The sequence below is a fragment of the Nocardiopsis lambiniae genome (assembly GCF_031845465.1).
GTDB lineage: Bacteria > Actinomycetota > Actinomycetes > Streptosporangiales > Streptosporangiaceae > Nocardiopsis > Nocardiopsis lambiniae.
Map to the genome: position 1 here is coordinate 22,947 of NZ_JAVREP010000004.1, position 22,432 is coordinate 45,378.

The 22,432-nt window shown below is 74.2% G+C and carries 19 protein-coding genes and 1 pseudogene; 7 read left to right on the forward strand and 13 right to left on the reverse strand.

The window, feature by feature from the left end; genetic code table 11:
• Window positions 1–4: 4 nt before the first annotated feature.
• Window positions 5–319 carry a gas vesicle protein GvpO gene (locus tag RM479_RS07790; RefSeq protein WP_311511044.1) on the reverse strand — a complete coding sequence of 105 codons (315 nt, stop codon included), beginning with the start codon at window positions 317–319 and terminating at the stop codon, window positions 5–7.
• 396 nt (window positions 320–715) lie between these two features.
• On the opposite strand from RM479_RS07790, the gene RM479_RS07795 reads away from it, so the two are divergent.
• Together RM479_RS07795 and RM479_RS07800 are read left to right on the forward strand one after the other, a co-directional pair.
• Entirely contained in the window at window positions 716–2,146 is a 1,431-nt protein-coding gene (locus RM479_RS07795; RefSeq protein ID WP_311511045.1) for a hypothetical protein, read from the forward strand.
• On the forward strand, window positions 2,143–3,363 hold the full coding sequence (locus RM479_RS07800; protein WP_311511046.1) for an ARPP-2 domain-containing protein: 1,221 nt from the start codon (window positions 2,143–2,145) through the stop codon (window positions 3,361–3,363). Before RM479_RS07795 ends, RM479_RS07800 begins: the two co-directional genes overlap by 4 nt.
• A gap of 19 nt (window positions 3,364–3,382) precedes the next feature.
• Here the strand turns inward: RM479_RS07800 and RM479_RS07805 are convergent, their stop codons facing one another.
• Window positions 3,383–4,105, reverse strand: a complete 723-nt coding sequence (locus tag RM479_RS07805; RefSeq protein WP_311511047.1) for a TetR/AcrR family transcriptional regulator — start codon at window positions 4,103–4,105, stop codon at window positions 3,383–3,385.
• 69 nt (window positions 4,106–4,174) lie between these two features.
• Between RM479_RS07805 and RM479_RS07810 the strand changes: the two genes are divergently transcribed.
• Window positions 4,175–5,953: a CPBP family glutamic-type intramembrane protease gene (locus tag RM479_RS07810; RefSeq protein ID WP_311511048.1), complete on the forward strand. Its 1,779-nt coding sequence runs from the start codon at window positions 4,175–4,177 to the stop codon at window positions 5,951–5,953.
• Window positions 5,954–6,025: 72 nt separating this feature from the next.
• Here the strand turns inward: RM479_RS07810 and RM479_RS07815 are convergent, their stop codons facing one another.
• Together RM479_RS07815 and RM479_RS07820 are read right to left on the reverse strand one after the other, a co-directional pair.
• Complete coding sequence (locus RM479_RS07815; protein WP_311511049.1) at window positions 6,026–6,442, reverse strand: VOC family protein; 417 nt, start codon at window positions 6,440–6,442, stop codon at window positions 6,026–6,028.
• Between the two features lie 10 nt (window positions 6,443–6,452).
• Window positions 6,453–6,872, reverse strand: coding sequence for a helix-turn-helix transcriptional regulator (locus RM479_RS07820; protein ID WP_311511050.1), 420 nt, complete (start codon window positions 6,870–6,872; stop codon window positions 6,453–6,455).
• Window positions 6,873–7,086: 214 nt separating this feature from the next.
• On the opposite strand from RM479_RS07820, the pseudogene RM479_RS07825 reads away from it, so the two are divergent.
• The 4 genes and pseudogenes from RM479_RS07825 to RM479_RS07840 form a co-directional block, all read left to right on the forward strand.
• Window positions 7,087–7,230, forward strand: a pseudogene (locus RM479_RS07825) (aldehyde dehydrogenase family protein); the annotation flags it as partial.
• Window positions 7,231–7,456: 226 nt separating this feature from the next.
• The gene (locus RM479_RS07830; protein ID WP_311511051.1) at window positions 7,457–7,903 is read left to right on the forward strand and encodes a carboxymuconolactone decarboxylase family protein; all 447 of its coding nucleotides are present in this window, start codon (window positions 7,457–7,459) and stop codon (window positions 7,901–7,903) included.
• Window positions 7,904–7,914: 11 nt separating this feature from the next.
• Window positions 7,915–9,804, forward strand: a complete 1,890-nt coding sequence (locus RM479_RS07835) for an FAD/NAD(P)-binding protein (protein ID WP_311511052.1) — start codon at window positions 7,915–7,917, stop codon at window positions 9,802–9,804.
• On the forward strand, window positions 9,801–11,219 hold the full coding sequence (locus tag RM479_RS07840) for a lyase family protein (protein WP_311511053.1): 1,419 nt from the start codon (window positions 9,801–9,803) through the stop codon (window positions 11,217–11,219). Before RM479_RS07835 ends, RM479_RS07840 begins: the two co-directional genes overlap by 4 nt.
• 45 nt (window positions 11,220–11,264) lie before the next feature.
• Here RM479_RS07840 and RM479_RS07845 read toward each other — a convergent pair whose 3' ends face one another.
• The 9 genes from RM479_RS07845 to RM479_RS07885 all read right to left on the reverse strand — a co-directional run bounded on the left by RM479_RS07845 (window position 11,265) and on the right by RM479_RS07885 (window position 22,287).
• Entirely contained in the window at window positions 11,265–12,068 is an 804-nt protein-coding gene (locus RM479_RS07845; RefSeq protein WP_311511054.1) for a methyltransferase domain-containing protein, read from the reverse strand.
• Window positions 12,065–13,669, reverse strand: coding sequence for a class I adenylate-forming enzyme family protein (locus RM479_RS07850; RefSeq protein ID WP_311511055.1), 1,605 nt, complete (start codon window positions 13,667–13,669; stop codon window positions 12,065–12,067). Before RM479_RS07850 ends, RM479_RS07845 begins: the two co-directional genes overlap by 4 nt.
• A complete protein-coding gene (locus tag RM479_RS07855; protein ID WP_311511056.1) occupies window positions 13,666–15,306 on the reverse strand; it encodes a CoA transferase in 1,641 nt (546 codons plus the stop codon). Before RM479_RS07855 ends, RM479_RS07850 begins: the two co-directional genes overlap by 4 nt.
• Window positions 15,303–16,910: a class I adenylate-forming enzyme family protein gene (locus tag RM479_RS07860; protein ID WP_311511057.1), complete on the reverse strand. Its 1,608-nt coding sequence runs from the start codon at window positions 16,908–16,910 to the stop codon at window positions 15,303–15,305. The genes RM479_RS07855 and RM479_RS07860 overlap by 4 nt, the downstream gene beginning before the upstream one ends.
• A complete protein-coding gene (locus RM479_RS07865; RefSeq protein ID WP_311511058.1) occupies window positions 16,907–18,256 on the reverse strand; it encodes a protoporphyrinogen/coproporphyrinogen oxidase in 1,350 nt (449 codons plus the stop codon). Before RM479_RS07865 ends, RM479_RS07860 begins: the two co-directional genes overlap by 4 nt.
• Window positions 18,253–19,320, reverse strand: coding sequence for a UbiA family prenyltransferase (locus RM479_RS07870; RefSeq protein WP_311511059.1), 1,068 nt, complete (start codon window positions 19,318–19,320; stop codon window positions 18,253–18,255). The genes RM479_RS07865 and RM479_RS07870 overlap by 4 nt, the downstream gene beginning before the upstream one ends.
• Window positions 19,317–20,471, reverse strand: a complete 1,155-nt coding sequence (locus RM479_RS07875) for a DegT/DnrJ/EryC1/StrS family aminotransferase (RefSeq protein ID WP_311511060.1) — start codon at window positions 20,469–20,471, stop codon at window positions 19,317–19,319. The genes RM479_RS07870 and RM479_RS07875 overlap by 4 nt, the downstream gene beginning before the upstream one ends.
• On the reverse strand, window positions 20,468–21,673 hold the full coding sequence (locus tag RM479_RS07880) for a DegT/DnrJ/EryC1/StrS family aminotransferase (RefSeq protein ID WP_311511061.1): 1,206 nt from the start codon (window positions 21,671–21,673) through the stop codon (window positions 20,468–20,470). The genes RM479_RS07875 and RM479_RS07880 overlap by 4 nt, the downstream gene beginning before the upstream one ends.
• Window positions 21,674–21,756: 83 nt before the next feature.
• Window positions 21,757–22,287 carry an EF-hand domain-containing protein gene (locus RM479_RS07885; protein ID WP_311511062.1) on the reverse strand — a complete coding sequence of 177 codons (531 nt, stop codon included), beginning with the start codon at window positions 22,285–22,287 and terminating at the stop codon, window positions 21,757–21,759.
• Window positions 22,288–22,432: the final 145 nt, after the last annotated feature.

Below are 22,432 nucleotides of genomic sequence, written 5' to 3' on the forward strand. Positions count from 1 at the left end.
AGGCTCATTGGTGCTCGTCCGCGCGCCCGCGGACGTAACGCTTCTCCCGCCGGTAGCCCGTGAGGGCGCCGTCGGCGTCGAGTTCGAGGCGGTAGGTGGCCAGCAGGCTCACCGTGTCCGGGACGCGTCGCAACTCGACCGTCTCCACGGTCACGACCCACCCCTTCTCCTCACGGTTCACCCCGGACACGGACTCGACGTCGGCACCGGTCAATTCCTCGAACTGCTCCTGCGCGCTCTTGATGCGCAGCGCGACGGTCCTGTTCTTGGCCTTGCGTCGTCCCGGTGCCGTGTCCTCGGCCTTGGGGTTCTGAGCCATGAGGTCCGCCCTTCCCTGCGAACGGGATCCGCCTTCCCCTCCAGTCTCATCGCACGGAAATACACCGAAAGGCCCCGGTCGGCAAAATAAAACAGGACGAGGTAAATTAATCTTTTCGCCCAGCCGGGTCCCGGATAAAAAACGAATCAACCCGAGCGCGCACAGAATGAAAAAGCGGGTGCGGAGGTCGCCGACGGCGTCCGCTCCGATCGCCCCGCCCCGCCCGAGGGGCGGTGGGACAAACCGCTTCCGGGCCGCCCGCCGGTTTTGCTAGGGTCGACGGGCGGGCCGTGGGACTTCGACCGTGACTTCCGAGAACCGCCTTGTAAGCATCATTCACGCCGTTCACGCCTCCACTCCCCGGCCCGCGCCACCTCCTCCCCTGGACGGGCCCCGATGACCGACACCTACGCGGACCTGCTGGCCTGCGAGGACCTGCTGCTGTTCGCCGGCGCGGCGATCTCCTCCACCGGACAGCAGGAGTTCCACGGCGACGCCGACGCCCAGCGCCTTTCCCTGGACTTCCTGCACGAATACGTGCACGGCACCCTCCCCGACCTGTACGCGCTGATGCTCGTGCTGCACGTCAACGACCACAACGCGGCCCGGATCGTCCACACCCTGCTGTCACGCCCCCGGCCCGAGGCCCCTCCCGAGGAGCGGGCGCGGGAGAACGGCCTGATCCGGCGGCGGTTGGCGCTGATGCCTCCGCAGCGCGTGTACCGCCTGTTCGCGCGCCTGGCCGCCGAGCGGGTCAACAACCGTCGCACCCGGGCGGTGATGCGCGACTGGATCGCCGGCCGTGCCTTGGATCTGGACGCTCTGAAGTACCGCGCCGGGTTGCGCGCCGCCGCCCGGCACGCTCGGGTGCCGCTGCCGGACGAGGTGGCCCGGTTCCTGTTCTCCGCCCCGGCCGCCCGGCGCGCACGCCCCTACGCCTCCTCCCTGTTGGAGGCGCACCGCCGCGCCCACTACGCGGCCCGGGACCTGTACGACCTGCCCTACAGCGTCGCCGAGGGTTTCGCCGCCCACCACCGGGTGCCGAGGGCGGTCTTCCTGGAGGGCATCGCCGCACGCGCCACCCGCGCCGAACGCCTGCGGCTGGACCGGACCGCGCACCGACACGGTCTGGCCCCGCCGCTCGCCGACCTGGCCTCGGTCCCGCTCCTGCGGCTGTGCTCCTACGTGCTCGCCCTGTCCCCGTCCGAACGCCGGGCCCGCCGCGCCGAACTGGAACAGGCGCTGGAACGGGCCGCGCTGCGCACCGCCGGGCCTCTGGCGGGGACCTGGCCCCGCACCGCCGCCGTCCTGGACGACAGCCATTCCTCCACCGGTTCGCGCGCCCGCCGCGATCGCCCGCTGGCCCTGGCGTTGGCCTGCCATCACCTGGTGCGCGCCCTGGCCCCCGAATCCTCCTCCCACTGGGTCTCGGGGCGCACCGACGCCCTCACCGCGCGCCCGCTGGGACCCACCCCGCTCATCGAGCCGATCCTGGACGCCCTGGAGACCGGACCCGCGCGGGTGGTGGTGGTCTCCGACGGGTACGACGACACCCCTCCCCTGCTCGCCGACGCCCTCACGCTGTGGCGGCGCCGGGTGGATCCGGACCGATCGGTGACGATGGTGCACCTGTCCCCGGTGTGGGACGCCGACTCACCCTCCCCGCACCGCCTCTCGCCCGCCGTGCCCACGATCGGGCTGCACGACCCGGCCGTCCTGCCGTCCCTGGTGGAGTTGGCCCGCTTCGGCGAGGGCCGACTGGGACTGTCCGAGCTGCGCGGTCACCTGGTCGCCACCGCCGACACCCACCTGAGGGAGGGCTCGTGAACGCCGGACGGCAGCTGTCCCTGGAGGGGATCACCACCGGTACCGCCCAGCAGTGGGGCGGCGTCCGGCTGGTACCGCTGTCGCGCGCCGAGCCGGTTCCCGGGCTGCGGTTGCATCCGATGGCCGCCGAGGACGTGCGTGACGACCCGGCGCTCGTGGCGGCGTACGCGGAGTACGAGGACGTGGGGACCTGCTGCTACGTCCCGCACGCGTACGTTCTGACCTGGGAGGGCGACCCCGAGCCCAGCGCCGCCTACGGCACCCGGCTGATCCCGCCGGGCTGGTCGTCGGCTCCGCGGCGTGTGCATCTGGACCTGCGGGGCCGCCGGGTGCGCGAATCCGTCCGGGGCCGGGCCCGGTTCCTGCCGATGCGGTCGGCCGTGGACGGACTGCTGTCGCTGTTCGCGGGCGGACCCGAGATCGCCTGGGCGGAGTGGTCGCGGAGGCTGATCCGCGACGGGCTGTCCGCGCCCGCCTTGACGACCTACCTGGGCGAGGAGATCGAAGGGCTGGCCGAAGCGCTGCGGGTGTTCGAGATCCACCCCGACCAGTGCGGGGTGGCCGTGTACGTCGCGGACGTGTTGGCGTCGGTGCACCTGTACCCGCACCCGGACGACTACCGGGCGCTGCACACGAGCATGCTGCTCGATCTGTTCGGCGAGTCGTTGTACATGTACGGGCTGCTGCGGACCGAGGTCGCCCCGTTGTACACGCCGCTGCGCGAACGCGAGGTGCGCTCCCTGGCGGACCTGCGCCGGGAGGTGGCGCGCAGCCGTGCCGGGACACGGAGCGGCCACGACTCCCTCATGCTGTCGTCGCTGACCGAGGGGCTCTACCGGAACGGCGGGGAGATCACCTTCGGCCGCTGGGAGTCCCGCTCCGAGGGCGATCCCCGGAGTCCGATGTTCCGCGTCGGATGGCTGGCCCCGAAGCCGACGCGCGGGGACGAGGCCCACGCCGGCGAGATCATCGTGGACGCGCACGGCCGCCCCGCCTACCTGAAGACGTTGCGGCTGTCGACCGGCCAGGTGCGGCGGGCCCGGCTGTTGTCCACGCTGCGCGAGGCCGACTGGCGGTCGGCGGAGGCCGCCGGCTCGTTGGGGATCACCGAGCCGGAGCTGGTCGCCCGTCTGGAACGTACGGGGCTGAGCCACCTGCTCGCCCCGGGTCTGCTGGAGGCGCACCGCGCCGAACGCCGCCGCGCGGCCCGACGCTGACCGACCCGGGCGGGAGGCTTCACCGTCGGTCGGCGGCGGCGCGGATACGGTGTTCGACGCCGTCCAGCAGCCAGCCCAGGCCTTGCTCGAAGACCTCCTCGGCGTCCGGCCCCGGCTCGGTCAGCCGCTCGATCGCGGTGAACCGGCCGGGTTCCAGGTTCCGGGCCAGGTACTCCAGCTGTGCCTCGGACCGGCCCGCCCTGCGCGCGGTGCGGTCGGCCTCCACCACCCGGGAGGCGTGCCCGCGCACGTAGCCGTCCACGGACTCGATCACGGACAGCACCTCACGATCGCTCAGCCCGGTGCCGTCGAACATCCGGATCGCCGAGTCCGTCCAGGCCAGCGCGCCCGGACCGATGGGGTGGTCCGTGGCCATGAGGTCCACCAGCCAGGGGTGGGCGCGGTAGCCGGCCAGGTCCTCGCGCGCCTGGCGGGCCGTCTTCTCCCGCCAGGTTCCGGGACGGGTGTGCGGCAGGGGGACCTCGGCGATCATCGTGTCGACCATGAGGGCCAGCAGCGCCGACTTGTCCGGGATGTAGGTGTACAGGGTGGCGGCCCCGACACCCAGGGCGGCGGCGACGCGGCGCATGGACAGGGCGGCCAGCCCCTCCTCCTCCGCGATGCCGGTGGCGGCCTCCACCACGGCGTCGACCGTGAGCCGATGGCGGGGGCCGCGGCGGGGCGCGGCGATCCCGTGCCACAACAGGTCGAGGGTCGGCCTCGGATCATCGTCGATCACCACTGGCGCCTCCTCCGATCAACACGTACATTGAAATCCCGAACAGTGTACGGAGTTTTTTTGGAGGCCGCCATGACCGACCCGCCCTCCCGTCCTCTCGTGACGGCGGTGCTCGTGACGTCCGCCGCCACCGTCATCGCCCTGGGGGCCACCGCCCTCGGCGACGACGGGACGACCGGTCTCGCGGTGCGCGCCCTGGTGGCGCTCCCCGCCACCGCGCTCCTGTCGTGGGCGACCCTGCGCGTCACCGGGACCCCGTTCTCGGCCCTGGGGCTGGCCACGCCCGGCGGTGCGCGTGCCGCGCTGACGAGTGCCGGCGCGGGCCTGGCCGCCGTCCTGGCGGGCGCGACCCTCGTCCTGGGCGGGGCCCTGCTCCTGGGCGGTGCGACCGCCCCGACGATGACGGCGTCCCTGTGGCTCGCGATCCCGTTGCTCGTGCTCGCGGTGGTCCTGCCCGAGGAGGCGGTGTTCCGGGGCCACGTTCAGCACGCCCTGGGCCTGCGATGGCGGGGCCTGTCGGTGGCCGTCGGCCAGGCGGCGCTGTTCGCGCTGTCCACGGCGGTCGTCCAAGGGGACGCGCGGAATCTCGCGATGCCCTTCCTCCTGGGCTTCCTCCTGGGTTACCTGCGGCTGCGCTCCGGAGGTCTGTGGAACGTGCTGGGGGTGCGCACGGGCCTGGTCGTCGTCGGGATCGTCGCCACCGGCACGGACCCGTCCCCGGGCTGGGAGATCGCCCTGGCCGCCGTCCCGGGCCTGGCCGCCGTGGGGATGGTCCACCTGCTGCGCCCGGCCGCCGGGGCCGCCGCCGGCGGGGGCCTGGAGCCGCTACCGCGTCACCCGCTGTCCCAGAAGGGCGTGCTCTACGACGTGGGCTCCTCCTACCTTCCGGGACAGCACTCCCGGGAGCGGTGGCGGCCCGACGTGGTGGCCGAGGAGATGCGGGTCATCGCCGAGGAACTGCGCTGCACCGCGGTCACCGTGTTCGGCCACGATCTCGACCGGCTGGAGGAGGCGACCCGCCTGGCCCTGGCGCGCGGGCTGTTCGTGTGGGTGCAGCCCCGTCTCGTCGACGGGTCACAGGACGAGATCGTGGAGCGGCTGGAGCGCGCCGCCGTGTTCTGCGAGCGACTGCGCGCCGAACACCCGGACCGGGTCGGGCTCAACGTGGGCTGCGAACTGACCCTCTTCGCCCGGGGGATCATCCCGGGGCGATCGTTCGGGGGCCGGACCGTCGCCCTGGGCGCGCTGTACCCGCTGAGGCCCCTGTTCGACGCAAGGCTGAACCGGCTGTTGCGACGCCTGGTGGAGACCGCCCGCCCCCGGTTCTCCGGTCCCCTCACCTACGGGTCCGGAAGCTGGGAGGGCGTCGACTGGTCCCCCTTCGACATGGTGGGCGTCGACCACTACCTCGACGTCACCACCCGGGGCGATGAGCGGGGCGGGCTGCGGGCGCTGCGCCGCTGGGGCAAACCGATCCTGGTCACCGAGTTCGGCTGCTGCGCCTATGAGGGCGCCCGGGAGGCCGGCGGGTCGGGGGCGGACATCCTCGACTGGCGCGACCTGGACGACCGGAAGGTGCGGCCCGGGTACGTCCGTGACGAAAGGGTGCAGGCCGACGTCATCGAGGAACTGCTGGACGTGTACGAGACCGAGGACGTGCACGGCGCGTTCGTGTGCATGTTCATCGAGGGCGACTGCCGTTACTCCCCCGACCCCGACCGCGACCTGGACAAGGCGAGCTTCGGCATCGTGCGCCCACCGTCCCTGGAGTCGGGCCTGTCCCCCGACGACGGCCACTGGGAGCCCAAGGAGGCCTTCCACGCCCTCGCCCGCCGCTACGCCTCCCCCTGAGCACCGGCGCGCCCCGACCGAAGGCACGAAAGGCGCCCCCCGGCGCTCGCGGCGCCGGAGGGCGGGCGCGACTCACCCGCCGTGCGACCGGGCGAAGCGCAGCATGTTGCCGGAAGGGTCGCGGAAGGCGCAGTCGCGGACGCCGTAGGGCTGGTCGACCGGCTCCTGCATCACCTCGCCGCCCGCGGCGCTGATCCGCTCGAAGGTGGCGTCGACGTCGTCGGTCGCGAAGATGACGCCGCGCAGCATGCCCTTGGCCAGCAGCTCCGCCATGGCCTGCCGGTCGGCGGACGAGGCGTTCGGGTCCGCCAGGGGCGGCTCCAGGACGATGTCCACGTCCGGCTGGGCGGGCGATCCCACGGTCACCCAGCGCATCCCCTCGAACGCGACGTCGTCGCGCACCTCCAGGCCGAGCACGTCCCGGTAGAAGACGAGGGCCTCGTCGGGGTCGTCGACGGCGATGAAGCACTGCGAAAGGTTGATGTTCATGACCCCAACGCTACGGGCGGGGTCCGGATCCGGCTTCTCGATTCCTGATCGGTCGCGTGTGGATCTTGGCGACGCAGGCCGGGACGGCGGCGCCGTCGTCGTGGTCGCGGGCCCGGTAGGCGCTCGGGCTCTCCCCGACCAGTTCGGTGAAACGCGAACTGAACGACCCCAGCGACGTACAGCCGACCTCGAAGCAGACCTCCGTGACCGACAGGTCGCCCCGCCGCAGCAACGCCTTGGCCCGCTCGATCCGGCGGGTCATCAGGTAGCCGTAGGGCGTCTCGCCGAAGGCGGCGCGGAAGCTGCGCGAGAAGTGGCCCGATGACATGAGTGCTTCGCGTGCCAGCGCCGACACGTCGAGCGGTTGCGCGTGGTCGCGGTCCATCCGGTCGCGGGCCCGACGCATCCGGACCAGGTCCTCCAGTGTCATGGGGTCACCCTTTCACACGGCACCGACCGTCGCCGCTCGCGTGCGGGTTCGAGCACGGCGCGGCGCATCCGGTCGACGACGGCATCGGAGGTGTCGGCGTGGGTCGGGGCCGACGCGATCACCTCTTGTCGGCGGACGATCGTGAGGGCGGGGCGAGCACCCTGCCCGGGGTGACCGCGACCTCTGGCAGGGGGCCGACCGGTAACACGGAGGCGACGACGAGGCGGTCGCGCCCTTCGGCGGTGTGGGCGACTCCGGCACCGGGTCGCGCTTCGGCGGGACCCGGGCCGACCTGGAGGCGTTCACCGAGACCCGGTGGGTCACCATGCGGGCCGACCCCGCCCGTTACCCGTTCTGAGGCGTGTCCGCCGAGGCCGATCACGGCCCGTCCGCGTGCGGACGGGCCGTTCGGGTTCCCTCCCCCTCTCGCGTTCTCGCAGGTGAGGACGCAGGCGGCGAGAACATACGCGGTCCGATCGCCATCAAGACGACCTTTCGGAAACCCTCGGTGCCATGAGCGTCACCCTTGGTAGTTTCCCTCTGTCCGGCGGCCTCGTCCGGACGCACCGAGGAGAGGACGTTCGATGGGCTCGCCCCGCGCACAGTTGGCACGACACCTGCCCGAGGCCTACGCGGAACTGGCCCGCCTCGGCGCGGTCGTGGACGCCGTCCTCGACGCGGACCTGCACACCCTCGTCAAGCTCCGCGCCTCCCTGCTCAACGGCTGCGCCTTCTGCGTCGACACGCACACCCACGAGGCCCTCACCTCCGGCCTGTCCCCGCAGCGCGTGTCCCTCGTGGCCGCCTGGCGCGAGGCGGGCGACCACTTCACCGAGGTCGAGCGCGCCGTCCTGGAACTCGTGGACGCCCTCACCCGGGTCGGTGAGAACGGCCTCCCCGACGACGTGTACGCGAAGGCCTCCGCGCACCTGTCGGAACGGGAGACGGTCGCCCTCATCACCGCCGTCGGCCTGATCAACCTCTACAACCGCCTGGGCGTCGGCACCGGCATGACCCCGACCGTCCGCTGAGCGCGCCGACCGTGCCGGACGTCGTCGGACTCGCCGTCGCGATCGTCGGCGTCGGCCCGCGCGGGCTGGCGGTCCTGGAACGCCTCATCGCGGGAGAACGCGCCGCCCCGGGCCCCCGGACCGTGACCGTGCACGTCGTCGACCCCTTCCCGCCGGGGGCGGGTCGGGTCTGGCGCACCGATCAGTCGCCGCACCTGCTGATGAACACCGTCGCCGCGCAGGTCACCGCCTACACCGACGACAGCGTCACCATCGCCGGCCCCGTCGAGCCCGGTCCCTCCCTGTACGACTGGGCCCGGCGGCGGGAGGCGGGGCCGGACCCCGACACCTACCCTCCGCGCGCCCTGTACGGGCGCTACCTGGTCGACGTCTTCGCCCGCGTGACGGCCCGCGCCCCCGCCCACGTGCGCGTGCGCGTCCACCGCGCCCGCGCGGTCGCCCTGGACGGGGACGCCGGACCCCAGGACCTGGCCCTCGACGACGGTCGCCGGCTGACCGGGCTGGACGCGGTGGTGCTGTGCCAGGGACACGTGGGCACCTCCCCGACCTCGGCGGAGGGGGACCTGGCCCACCGCGCCCGGGAGGCCGGCCTGTGGCACGTGCCGCCCGCCAACCCCGCCGACGTGGACCTGTCGGAGGTCGCTCCCGGCGAGACCGTGCTGCTGCGCGGCCTGGGTCTGGCCTTCTTCGACCACATGGCGTTACTCACCGAGGGGCGCGGCGGCGTGTACGAACGTTCCGACGGCCGTCTGGTCTACCGCCCCTCCGGTGACGAACCCCGGCTGGTCGCGGGTTCGCGTCGCGGGGTGCCGCACCGGGCCCGGGGCCGGAACCAGAAGGGGACCTCCGGCCGGCACGTCCCCCGGGTGGTGACCCCCGCGCGGATCGCGGAGCTGCGCCGGCGCGTCGGAGGCCCGTTGCGCTTCCGCGCCGATCTGTGGCCGCTCATCGCCCGGGAGGTCGAGGCCGTCCACTACGCCGCCCTGCTCACCGGACGAGGCCGGGACGGCGCGGCCCTCGCCGACGCCTACACGGCCGCGAGCACCCGCGCGGCCAGGGACGCCCTGCTGGCCGGGGCGGGCATCGCCGGGACCGACCGGTGGGACTGGGCGCGCGTGGCCCGCCCCCACGAGGGGCGCGTCTTCGCCGACCGGGCCGATCACCGGGCCTGGCTGCTCGATCACCTGCGCCGGGACGTGCGCACGGCCCGGGGCGGCAATGTCGACGACCCCGTGAAGGCCGCCCTGGACGCGCTGCGCGACATCCGCAACGAGGTGCGCGTCGCCGTCGATCACCGGGGGCTGGCGGGAAGCTCGCACCGCGACGAGCTCTACGGGTGGTTCACCCCGTTGAACGCGTTCCTGTCCATCGGTCCGCCGCCGTCCCGGGTCGAGGAGATGATCGCCCTCATCGAGGCGGGCGTCCTCGACGTCCTGGGCCCGGAGGCGCGCGTGGACGTGGATCCGGCGGCCGGGGTCTTCGCGGCCGGGTCCCGGCTCGGGGAGCGCGTCACCTCCCGTGTCCTCGTCGAGGCCCGGTTGCCCGAGCCCGACCTGCGCCGCACGAACGACCCCCTGCTGCGGTACCTGCTGGCGACGGGCGCGTGCGCGCCCCACCGGGTCCCGGACCCGGACGGCCCGGCTCACGAGACCGGCGGGCTCGACGTCACCGAACGTCCCCAGCGCCTCGTCGACGCCCGCGGCCGTGTCCACCCGCGCCGGTTCGCCCTCGGTGTCCCCACCGAGGCGGTGCGCTGGGCCACCGCCGTGGGGATCCGCCCGGGGACGGACTCGGTGACGCTCGCCGACGCCGACGCGGTCGCCCGCGCCGTGCTGGCGCTCGCGCCCGTCGGCGGGTCGGACCTGCTCCCCGGCACCCGGGTCCGGGAGGCGGTGCGATGACGACCGATGCCGGACTGCTGTCCCCGGTGCGCGCGGGGACCCCCGTCGAGGCGGTGGTCGACGATGAGGCGTGGTTGCGCGCGCTGTTGGCGGCCGAGGCGGCGCTGGCCCGGGCCCAGGCCCGGCTGGGCACGGTGCCCGCCGAGGCCGCCGAGGTCGTCACCGAGGTGGCCCGTTCCGATGTCTTCGACGTCCGGGCGATCGCGTTGGCGGCCAGGGAGAGCGCCAACCCGGTGGTCGCGGTGGTCGGCGCCCTGACCCGGGCGGTCGCCGCCCGCGACGCCGAGGCCGCCGAGTACGTACACCGGGGTTCGACCAGCCAGGACGTCTTCGACACGGCGGCGATGCTGGTGTGCGCCCGGTCCCTGCGGCTCGTCGGGGCCGATCTGGAGCGCGCCGAACGCGCTCTGGCGGCCCTGGCCCGGGAACACCGGGACACCCCGATGGTCGGCCGCACGCTGGCCCTGCACGCGGTGCCCACCACGTTCGGTCTCAAGGCGGCCGGGTGGCGGCTCCTGGTCATGGACGCCGCCGACCGTTTGCGCGCCGTGCGCACCCCGGTGTCGCTGGGCGGCGCGGCGGGCACCCTGGCCGGATACCTGGAGTACGCCGATCCCCGGGCGGCCCCCGACGGGCGCGCCGCCCGGCCGGGGCCGGTACGCACCGGTCCGGGAACGGATCCCGGTGGGTACGCCGACCTGCTCGTGGCCGAGTACGCCCGTGAGACGGGTCTGGACACGCCTCTCCTGCCCTGGCACGCGCTGCGCACCCCGGTGACCGACCTGGCGTCGGCGCTGTCGTTCACCGCCGTGGCGCTGGGCAAGATCGCGGCCGATGTCCAGGTGCTGACGCGCACCGAGATCGGGGAGGTCGGCGAACCGGCGGTGGCGGGCCGGGGCGGCTCCTCGGCGATGCCGCACAAGCGCAACCCGGTGCTGGCCACGCTGATGCGCGCGGCGGCGCTCCAGGTGCCGGCGCTGGCGTCGACGCTGCACCTGTGCGCGACCGCCGAGGACGAACGGTCGGCGGGCGCCTGGCACGCCGAGTGGGAGCCCCTGCGCGCCTGTCTGCGGCTGGTGGGCGGGTCGGCGCACACCGCCGCCGAACTGACCGAGGGGCTGGTCGTGCGCGCCGAACGGATGCGCGCCAACCTGGATTTGACCGGGGGTGCGGTGGTGACCGAACGGATCGCCGCCGCCCTGACCCCGAGGCTGGGCCGGGACGCGGCCAGGGAGTCGGTGGGGCGGCTGGCGGCGCGGTCGGCGGCCGAGGACGTGCCGCTGGCCGAGCTGCTCGCCGAGGAGACCGTCGGGGTCCTCTCCCCCGGGCAGGTCGCCGACATGCTCGACCCCACCGCCTACACCGGGGCCGCCGGCCACCTGGTCGACCGGGCCCTGTCCGACCGACGCCCCTAGGAGCGTCCCCGCGGGGGCGGGCCGGTGCGGCCCGCCCCGGCGAACTCACGCGGGGCGGCGCCCCTGCACGGAGTAGATCACGCAGGAGCAGGCCCGGAACCCGGGATCGGCCAGCAGGTCCCGTACCCGGGCCAGCCGTTCGTCCGTCATCCCCTCGCGCACGAACGCGTCGCGCAGGTGCCGGGTGTGGTGGGAGATGAGGTGGACGCCCGGGGAGTCGGCGTCCCAGGACTCCACGTACGGGCGCGGGTCGACGTCGACCAGCCCGGCCCGGCGCATCGCCTCTCCGGCGTTGCGGCCCCACGCGGGGTCGGCCCCCGCCCGGGTCATCAGCCCGATCTTCGCCGCCAGGAACTCCTCGTACAGTTCACGGGCCTCGGGGTCGGGCATGAGCAGGGACGGCCCGTAGGTGATGTCGAACTCGTCGAGTTGCAGCACCCCGCCCGGTTTGAGGGCGCGCACCAGCCGCTCCAGCACCTCGACGCGTTCGGGCAGGTGCAGCAGCACCAGACGCGAGTGGACGAGATCGAAGGCCGCCTCCGGCAGCGGGTCGCGGGTGACGTCGTGCCGCCACACCTCCAGCCCTTCGGCCGGGGCGATGTGGTCGGGTTTGACGTCGGTGGCGACGACCCCGCCGCCGGGGGCGACCCGCCGCGCCAGCCAGTGGGCGACACCGCCGCCCCCGGCGCCCACCTCCAGGCAGCGCCACCCGGGTCCGACCCCGGTCTCGGCGAGCCTGCGCGTGGTCAGGGGGTCGTAGGCGGCGGCCAGGAACCGGTGCTGGTCATGGGCGTTCTCGTTGTGGTTGTCGAACACGTAACCGGGTTCGACGGTGACGGTGTCCGTCATCGTGGGCCTCCTGAGAGTACGGTCGGTCGGGCACGGACCGCCTCGGTCGCCATCCGGGTCAGGGTGGACGTGCACACCTTCCCCGTCGGACCGAGCGGCAGCGCGGGCAGGAACAGCACGTGTTCGGGCAGGGCGTGGACGTCCACGCCGTGCCGGTCGCGCAGGTGGGAGAGGAGCGCGCGGGGCGTGGGCGGGTCCGCCCCGGGCAGTGGGCAGACGCAGGCGCACATCCGCTCGCCGAGATCGGGGTCGGGCACCGGGACGCACTGCACGTCGCCGAGCGAGGGGTGGGCGGCCAGGGCGCGCTCCACCTCCGCGGGGAAGAGGGTGACGCCGCCCCGGATCACCGTGCGGCGCAACCGGTCCACGACCCACAGGGTCCCGTCCTCGTCGAGGCGGCCGGCGTCGCCGGTGCGCACCCACCCGCCGGCCCCGCGCCGTCGCGCGTCGAGTTCGGGGGCGGCGACGTGGCACAGGGGCGTCATCGGGCCCCGGGCCAGGACCTCGCCGACCTCCCCGGTGGGCAGCGGTCGGCCCCGGGGGTCGCACACCCGGATCTCGGCGACCTTCGGGTCGGGTCGACCGGCCATGCCGGGTTCCCACGCCCCGGGGTCGTGCGCGGTGTGGCAGTTGACCCCGTCGGTGGAGCCGTAGACGTTGACCACCGGCCGCCCGAAGCGACGTTCGCACAGGTCGCGGACGTCCCGGTGCAGGGGCGCGCCGCTGGACACGAGTGCGCGCAGGGACGAGGTGTCGACGGTCTCCTCCACCAGGGCGGTGCGCCGCAGCATGGTGGGCACGCCGATCAGGTGGGTGGGCCGGTGGCGTTCGACGGCGCGCAGGACGGCGGCCGGGTCGAACCGTCCCGGCAGGACGAGGGTCGCTCCGAGCCGGATCAGGGACACGATGCCCAGGGATCCGAAGGAGGAGGCCAGGGGGACCGGGATCAGGGCGCGGACGGTGTCGCCCAGCAGCGCACGCGCGTAGTTGCCCCGGCCCCCGGCCATGGCGTCGTGGGAGTAGGCGACCATGCCCGGTTCGCCCTCCGACCCCGAGGAGACGAGGATGCGCGCGGGCGACGCGGGGTCGGGACGCACCGGTTCGGGCGCCTTCGCTTCCGCGTACGGCCCGTCGGGGTCCAGTGCCCCGGTGTCGACGCACCAGACCGGCACGCCCTCCAGGTCCTCGCCCCGGTCGGTGACCACGAGCGCGGCGCGGGAACGGCCCACCAGGGAGAGCGCGTCGGCGCGGGAGCGCCCGTGCGGGATCGGCAGGGCGACCGCGCCCAGGGCGGCGATGGCGAGTTCGACGGCGATCGCGTCCCGGCCGTCGGGCAGCAGGACCCCGATGACGTCGCGTTCACCGCACCCGTGGGCGGCCAGGCCGGCGGCGGCCCGCAGGACACGCGCGGCCAGCCCGGCGCGGTCCAGGCCTCCGCGCCCGTCCACGATCGCCTCGTGCGCGGGATCGGCGCGCACCGTGTCCAGGAACAGGGAGTACAGGTCCCGTCCCGGGCACAGTCCCTCCCGGACCCACCGCGCCCGCAACCCGGCGGGCACCAGGTCGGGCAGGACCAGTCCCGCCGTGGAGGTCCAGGTCATCGGGCGACCTCCCCTTCCAGGGTGGTGAACGTCCACGGGGCGCGGGGCAGGGCGACCCCGTGGACCGTCGTGAAGGCCGCAGGGAAGGCCTCGGCCACCGACACCGGATCCGCGACCGGGGGTGTGCCGGCCCGGGGGCGGTGGGCGGTCCCGCGTCCGGTCAGGCGCAGCAGGCGGGCGGCGTCGACCAGCGAGGTCCGGGCGCTCGCCCCGACGCCCGCGCGGGCGCGCGTCAGCAGACCGGCCAGGGCGGCCTCGGCGGCGATCATCCCGCCGAGGACGTCGGTGAGGGTGACCAGGGACGGGGCGGGGTCCGCACCGTCGGACAGCAGGTCGGCGATCCCGCCGTGGGCCTGGACCAGGAAGTCGGTGGCCGGGGTCCCGGGGTCGGGCTCGCCGCCGGCCCACCCGTCGGCGTGGACGCGCACCAGCCCCGGGGCGCGGGCGGCGAGGTCCCCGGCGCCCAGGCCGAACCGTTCGGCCCGGCCGGGCGGCCAGTTGTAGAGCAGCACGTGCCCATCGACCGCCAGGTCGACCGCCGCGTGACGGCCCTCGGCGTTCTTGAGGTCGCACTCGGCCGCGTCCTTGCCCCGGTTGAACGCGGCGAAGCGGGCCGAGAGCCCACCGGCCAGGGGCGGGACACCGCGCATGGGGTCTCCGCCCGGCGGTTCGACGCGCACCGTGTCGGCGCCCAGCAGGGTCAGCAGGAGTCCGGCCAGCGGCCCCTGGACCCGGTTGGTGGCCTCCACCACCCGCAGTCCGGCCAGCGGTCCCGTGGGCGACCACGCCGGCAGGGCCGGTGCGGGTGGCACGTCGACGGCGTGCGGTCGCCACGTCGACGCCGGCCCGTCGTCGGTGACCTCGGCCATCGGGCGCAGGGGGACCGCGCCCACCCCGCACTCCCGGGCGGTGTCGCGCACGACCTCGAACGGCAGGGCCGCGAGCGTGGCGAACAGCGCGGCGGGCAGCGGGCACACCGCCGTGGCGAACCGGCGCTGGAACGGCGCCCATCCCGTGGCGATCGCGTCCCGGGGGGCGTCCAGCTCCCGCCAGAACCGCAGCCACGACTCGGGGTCGAGGGTCTCGATCTCGAAACGGATCCCGTCGGCGGAACGGAAGGGCGGCGGTTCGCCCGCCTCCAGGGCGGAGACCCTCCCCCGGGTGGCGGTGGCCTCGGCGACGTAGGGGGCGACCGCGAGCAACGCCGCCCCGGCCACCGACACCGATCCGCGCAGCGCGGGCCCCCCGCGTTCCAGGACCAGCGCCGCCGCCGTCACCGCCTGGGCCGCCAGCACCCCGGCGCACACCGACGCGTAATCGACCGGAAGGAACCGGGGGCCGCCCCGGGCCCGGCCGTGCAGGTGCGCCAGTCCGCACGCCGCCTGAACGTCGCGCTCGTCGGTCAGGGGGACGTCGGGGGTGGACCACGCGATGTCGCACCCGGAGGTCGCCCCTCCGGTCCCGAGCAGGTCGATCCGCCCGGCGGACACGGTCGCCGGGGGCGCCCCGTCCACCCGCTCGACCGCGCAGCCCAGCGCCCGCAACCGGGACACCGCGACCCGTACCGGCACCGTGTCGCCCACGGCCCGCACGGCGGTCCCCGCCAACGGGGCGGCGGCGACCGCCGTCGCGGTCACGTCCACCGCCCCGTCGCGCGGGTGCGGGAGGGCAGTCCCAGACTCTCGCGCAGCGCGGCGCGGCGGACCTTGCCGGTGCCGGTGCGCGGCAGGTCGTCCCAGGTGAGGACCACGGGGTCGGCCATCGTCGGCAGGTCGACCACGGCCTCCTTCCACACCCCCGGGTCCAGGGTGCCGTCCTCGGTGGCCACGACCGGGACGGGCGGCCCGTCGGCGACCCCCAGCACGACGCACTCCAGCACCTGGGGCAGGCGTTCGTCCACGACGTCCTCGATCTCCAGGCAGCCGCCCTCGGCCAGGGCGTCCACCTCCCGGTCCACCAGCCGGACCGCGCCGGTGCGGTCGATGGAACCGATGTCGCCGGTGCTCCACCACTGGCCGACGAGTTTGTCCCGCCAGCGTCCCTCCTCGCCGACGTAGCCCGGACAGAGGGCGTCGGTGCGGCAGAACAGCAGGCCGGGCGTGCCCGGCGGGACGGGGAGCAGGGTCGCGGGGTCGACGGCGCGCAGCCGGGTCCGACCCGGGATCGGGCGCCCCAGATCGCGGGTGGTGGGTCCGGGCCCCTGTCGTCGGGACAGCGACCGGCGGGTGAGGAAACGGAAGGTCAGCGGCCCCGTCTCGCTCTGGCCCCACCCCTGCATCCACACCGGGGCGCGCCGCTCGCTGGCGTTGAGGAACGCGCGGACGGTGGAGGGGTGCACGGCGTCGAAGGTGCTGATGAACAGGCGCACCCGCCGCAGTCCCTCCCCCCGCTCGTCGAGGTGCCGCTGCCAGCGCACCAGGGTGGAGGGCTGGGCCTCCAGGGTGGTGGGGCGGTGCAGGCGCAGCGCGGGTCCGGCCTCGTCCCAGTCCGGCGCGGTGATCACCGAGATCGCCTCGGGGAACAGCCACAGCACCCCCGCGGTCCAGGCCAGGGCCCGGCCGTGGGCGAAGGAGATCGAGGAGGCGACGGTGTCGTCGCGGCGGCTGCCCAGGATCGGCCATCGGTGCGACTCGAACCCGGCCAGCCGGCGCATGATGGTGCGGGTGGAGTGCACGACCAGTTTCGGGACACCGGTGGTCCCGGAGGTGTGCATGATCGCCAAGGGGGCGTCCAGGTGCGGGCGGCGCGGCGGGGGCGCGGTGCCGCCGCGCACGTCACCGAGGGAGAGCGCGCCCTCGACGGTCCCGTCCACGACCAGGGTCCGGGCGGCGTGGGCCGAGGGGTCGTGGCCGGCGTCCCGCGCGCCTCGGAGCAGGGCGGTGTCGGTGACCAGCAGCGCCGGGTCCAACCGTCGCAGCAGGGTCTCCAGGGTGCGCGGCGCCAGGTGCGCCGACAGCGACGCGGGCACGGCGCCCAGGCGCGCGGCGGCGCAGGAGAGCAGCACGTAGTCCCAGTGGTTGCGCTTGACGATGGCGACGCGGTCGCCCGACCGCACCCCCGCCTCGGCGAACCACCCGGCGGCCCGGCGCACCAGGGAGGACACGGACGGCACGTCGAGTTCGACGCCCGCCTCCGGGGCGATGTCCAGGGGTCGGCTCAGCCGTACGGCGGTGGTGGACCCGCGCGCGGCCATGTCGTCGAAGAGGGTGCCCAGGTGGATGGGCTTGTTCAGCGGTGTCACGGGGCCTCGATCAGGGTCGGTTCGCGGGTCGCGGCGAGGAAGGCCGCGGTGCGTTCGGCGGCGGTGAACGCCGATGCCACCGCCCCCTCGCTGCACGGGCGCAGCGAGATCCAGTCCCCGGCGTAGTCGACGGCCGCCGGGGGGCGGGCGACGAAGGCGGGGCGGGCGGCCAGTGTTCGGGGTTCGGGCAGGGGCAGACCGTGCCGGAAGCGGTGCACGACCGACCCGCGCACGCGCGCGCCCACGCCGGGCAGGACGTGTTCGGCCCGCTCGACGAGTCGGCGGACGACCTCGTCGTCGGGGGCGTCGAGCAGTTCCCCCACCCCGGTGGGTGCGGCGATCAGGGAGACCAGGCCGCGCCCGCGCGGTGCCCGGCCGGGGTGTTTGGCGTGGTCGAGGGTGACCACGCCGAGCAGGGGGTCGCCGGGGACCAGGACGGCGAAGCCCCGGCGCGCGCCGCGCGGGGACAGCGGCGCGTCCAGCATCAGGGACAGTCGGAGCATCGGCGCGTACCCGCAGGCCGCCAGGTACGCGCGTTCCGCCTCCGGTGCCCCGGGGTGGAGGCGGGCGGCGACGGGGGCGGGTACGGCCAGGACGACCGCCCGGGCGGTGAGCGCTCCCCGGGGCGAGTCCAGGCGCACCCCGTCCGGGCCGGGGACGACCCCGGTGATCGGATGGCGGGTGCGCACGTCGAGCCGGTCGGCCAGGGTCCGGGCGAGGGTGTCCATCCCGTCCCGGTAGGTGCGCCAGGTCGCGGTGCTGCCGGAGGCGACGAGGTGGGCGGCGAAGGGGGCGGCGGCGGCCCGGTCCAGAGGCCAGCCGAAGAACCCGGCGGCCAGCGGCCCCAGGAGGCGTTCGCGCAGCTGCGGGTGGTGGGGACGCAGGAGGTCGGCGACGGTCGACTCCCCCCACGCGGCCTTCTCGGGGTGCTCGGGGTCCGGCCCGGCCCGCTCCAGGAACCGGAGCAGGCGCGTCAGGTCGAGACGTGCGCGCGGGGACAGCCCCATTCCGGTGAGCAGGCCCAGGGGACGGCCGGCGTGGCGGCGGGACCGTCCGCCGCACCACACCGACAGGGCGTCGCGCACCCGGGGGATCGCCTCGGGGTCGGCGTCCAGTCCCATGGCGCGGATGAGCCGCCAGGTCGCCGGGTAGGCGTCGGCCGAGGGGATCATCTCGGCACCGGTGTCGATGAGGTGGCCGTCGGTGCGCAGGGTGCGCGTCCGGCCGCCCACGGCGTCGGCGGACTCCAGGACCCGGACCGTGTGTCCGGCGGCGGCCAGCAGGTGCGCCGTCGCCAGTCCGGCGGGGCCGGCGCCCACCACCGCCACGTCGATCGACGTGCTCACAGCGCCTCCGGGAGGAACGGGGCGACCAGGTTGGCGCCGATGAGCAGCACGACCGTGGCCCGGTGGGTGTGGATGGCCAGGCGGCGTGCGCGCAGGATGTCGCCGAGGACGAACCCGATGAAGAGCTGGGCCGCCCTCAGCCCGATGACGGGCAGCAGGGCCAGGGGGAACCACCACGGGGCGATGCCGAGCAGGTGGGAGCCGGTGACCAGCAGCGTCTCGGCGACGGTGAGGGCGATGATGAAGACCATGTTGACGCGCGGTGAGACCTGGGCGGCCACGGTGATCCGTCCGGCGGACCGGTCGCCGTCGGCGTCGTTGGTGTTGGAGTACAGGCCGAAGATCATCGGGCCGCCCCCGAAGATCAGCGCCTGGACGATGACGAACCCGTCGATGTGCCCGACGAGCAGCCCGTAGGGCACCAGGACCCAGCCCACGCCCAGACCGATGAGGAAGATCTCCTGGAAACCCCGGTAGCTGATCTTCAGTCCCCAGGAGTACTGGACCGACGCGACCAGGCACAGCGCGGCGCCGACGACGGCCCACAGCGGCCGGTGCGGGGCCAGCGCCACGACCAGGGTCCACAGCACCACGCTCGCGACGGTCGCCGCCCGTCCGAAGCGCAGCGCCTGGGGTTCGGTGAGGGTCCCGGCGACCAGGGGCTTGCGGGCCAGTCGGCGGCGCGCGGCGTCGGAGCCGTAGTTGGCGGCGTCGGAGCCGTCCCGGTAGCCGGTGACGTCGTCGAAGGAGACCATGGCTGCCACCACGGCGATCTCGGCGACCAGGATCAGCAGGAGGAGCCCGACCGTGTCGACGCGCGCCCCCAGCAGGGGCAGCGACATGGCGAACACCAGCGGCAGGCCGATGTAGTAGTCGACGATGTCGAGTTTGGCCAGCCGGGCGTAGGTGCCCACGGTGGGACGCGGCGGAGCGGTCGGGGCCTGCGGTCCGGGCGCGCCCATCGGGGCGGGTGAGGCCACCGGAGTGCCCGGGGCCGGTGCCGGCGGGGCCTCCGGGTCGGTCGGGGCCTCGGGGGCGGGCGGCGCGGTCGTGTGGTCGGTCATCGCTTCCTTCCGTGGGCGAACGCGCGGACGGCGGCGGCCACATGCTCGACGTGGGCGTCGGTCAGGTGCGGGTACAGGGGCAGGGAGATGTTGCGGCGCGCCGCCTCCCGCGCCCGGGGCCAAGGCCGACGGGACCCGTCGAGGCGGGCGTGCGGGGCGAAGGCTGGCTGTTCGGGCAGGATCCTCGGGTAGTAGACGTGGGTGTCGACCCCCTCGGCGGCCAGGTGGTCGCGCAGCCCGTCACGGTCCTCGCACAGCAGTGTGTAGACGTAGGGGAACCGGCCGTCCCCGCCCACGGGGGGCGCGACGACACCGGCCTCGGCCAGGTCGGCGAACCGCTCGGAGTAGTACGAGCAGATCTCGGTGCGGCGGGCGACGCGCGAGGGGAGGCCGGCCAGGCGGTGCGACTGGAAGGCGGCCATCACCTCGTCGAAGCGGCTGTTGTGGCCGACGTGGTGGTGCAGGAAGCGGTTGCGGCCGTCCTGGCCGTGATTGCGGAGCATCCGCACCCGCCCGGCGAGCTCGGCGTCGTCGGTGAGGACCACACCGCCCTCGCCCGGCATGCCGAAGACCTTGACCTGCACGAAGGAGTACACCCCGGCGTCGCCCCACCGTCCGGCGGGACGACCCGCGAGCGAGCCGCCCTGGGCGAGCGCGGAGTCCTCGATGAGCCGCACCCCCGCCCGGGAGGCCAGGTCGCGCAGGCGCGGCATGTCGGCCATGACGGAGAACATGTGCGCGGGCATCAGCGCCCGGGTCCGGTCGGTGACGAGCGTCCCGGCGTGTCCGGGGTCCATGGTCAGTGTCAGCGGGTCGATGTCGGCGAACACCGGGACCGCCCCCCGGGACAGGACGGTGCTCGCCAACGGGGCGCACCCGAAGGCGGGGACGACGACCTCGTCGCCGGGCCCGATGTCCACGGCGGCGAGGATCAGGGTGAGCGCGGAGGTCCCGCTGGAGCAGGCCACGACGTCGGTGGAGCCCAGGGAGGCGCGCAGCGCGTCCTCGAACCGGGCGGTGCGCCGGCCCAGGATGAACTTCTGTTCGGGGTCGGTGCCGACCTCGTACAGCGTCGCCAGGAGGGCCTCGCGGTCGGTCTCGAAGAGGTCGGGCGGGAAGAACGGAATGGTCCGTTCGACGGTGACGGTCATCGGGACCCCCCGGTGAGGAAGCGTTCGATCTCGTCGCAGACCCGGTCGACCCGGTCCTCGGTCAGGTCCGCGTACAGCGGCAGGGCCACGGCCGAACGGCACACCGCCTCGGCTCGGGGCAGGTCGCCCGATCGATGTCCCAGGTGGGCGAAGCACGGTTGCAGGTGCAGCGGGCGCGGGTAGTAGACCTCGGTGCCGATGCCGGCGGCCGTCAGGTGGGCGACGAGGCCGTCGCGGTCGTCCACCTCGATGAGGTGGACGTAGACCACCCGGTCCTCGCCGGGGCGGGCGGGGGTGTCGCCGGGGACGGCGCGGACTCCGGGCAGGTCGCGCAGCCGGTCGTCGTAGCGGCGTGAGAGCGCGGCGCGGTGTTCGATGTCGGCGTCGAGGCGGGTGAGCTTGGCCAGCAGCACCGCGGCCTGGAGGTCGTCCATCTTGCTGTTGCCGCCGGTGACGACCGTCGGGTTGGAGATACCGGGGAAGGCCGCCAGGGTGCGTCCGGAGCGGCCGTGGTGGCGCAGCATCCGCGCGGTGTCGGCGATGGCGTCGTCATCGGTGAGCAGCGCCCCGGCGTCACCGACCGCCCCCAGCGTCTTGGCGGGGAAGAAGGAGAGCACACCGCCGACGCCGAGCAGACCGGCGTGCACGCCGTTCGCGCGCATGCCGATGGCCTCGGCGCTGTCCTCCACCACCGTCAGCCCGTGGGCGCGGGCGACGCGACCGACGCCCTCCATGTCGGCGAGCCGGTCGAAGAGGTGGACGGGCATGACCATGCGGGTGCGCGCGGTGACGGCGGCGGCGACCGAATCCGGGTCGATGCCGTACCCACCCTCCTCGATGTCGGCGAAGACGGGGACCCCGCCGGCGTGCACGACGGCGCTGGCGGTGGCGACGAACGTGTAGGCCGGGACGATCACCTCGTCGCCGGGGCGCAGCCCGGCGGCGCGCAGGAGCAGGACGAGTGCGTCGGTCCCGGAGTTGACGCCGACGACGTGTCGGGCACCGGTGTAGCGCTCCAGGGCCCGCTCGAAGCCGGCGACCATGGAGCCGTGGGAGAACTTACCGTCGTCCATGACGCGGACACAATTTCCCTCGATCTCCGACCATAGCCTTCGAAAGGTCTCCGACTGATCGAAGAAAGGTACGTCGGAGCGCCTCCCGTTCCTTTCTCCGGAGACCGGCGGGGGGAGTGTCGACTTCATGTTTTCCGTTCCAGGAAAGGGTTCGGGGGCCCGGCCGCACTCGGGTCGCGGCCGGGCCGGAAAGGGTCGTTACCGCAGGTGTGTCAGACGCCCAGGAGCGGGATGTCGTTCTTGCCGAGGTGGTAGTCGCGCACCGCGGCGACCAGCTCGGTGACACTGAGGGAACCGTTGCCGTCGGTGTCGATCTCCTGGAAGGCCTCGTCGGCCTGCCCGGGGTTCAGACCGATGGCGGCGAACCACCGCTGGAACTCGTTCGGGCTGATGAGGCCGTCACCGTCGGTGTCGGCGATGGCCATGATCGCCTGGATGGTCGGCTGGAGGACCTCCGCGAAACCGGCGTTCCCCCTGCCGACGATCTCGCTCTCGGCGGCACGGACGAAGTCGTCCTTGGACATCTGCTCGGTGCCCGCGGCCTGGGCGAGCCGGTCGAACAGGCCCAGGTAGGCGCCGCGGAGGCCGGCCGCCTCGGGAGCCGAGGAGGCGACGCCGAAGCGCGAGAGGATGCCCTCGATCTCCTGCTCGAAGTCCGAGCGCTCGATCACGCCGTTGCCGTTGTGGTCCCACAGGCGGAAACGCTCTTCGAGACGGTCGTTGGCCTTGACGGCGATCGTCATATTACTCCCTTGAAAAAGAAAAAAAGAAATGGAAATACGAAAGAGGAGAAACAGAGGCGATCCGTGAATCACCTTTCCTCAATCGAAGATTACCCAATGGAGAGCCCAGGAAAAACCCATCGGGGGGAAATCATGAGACCTGCTT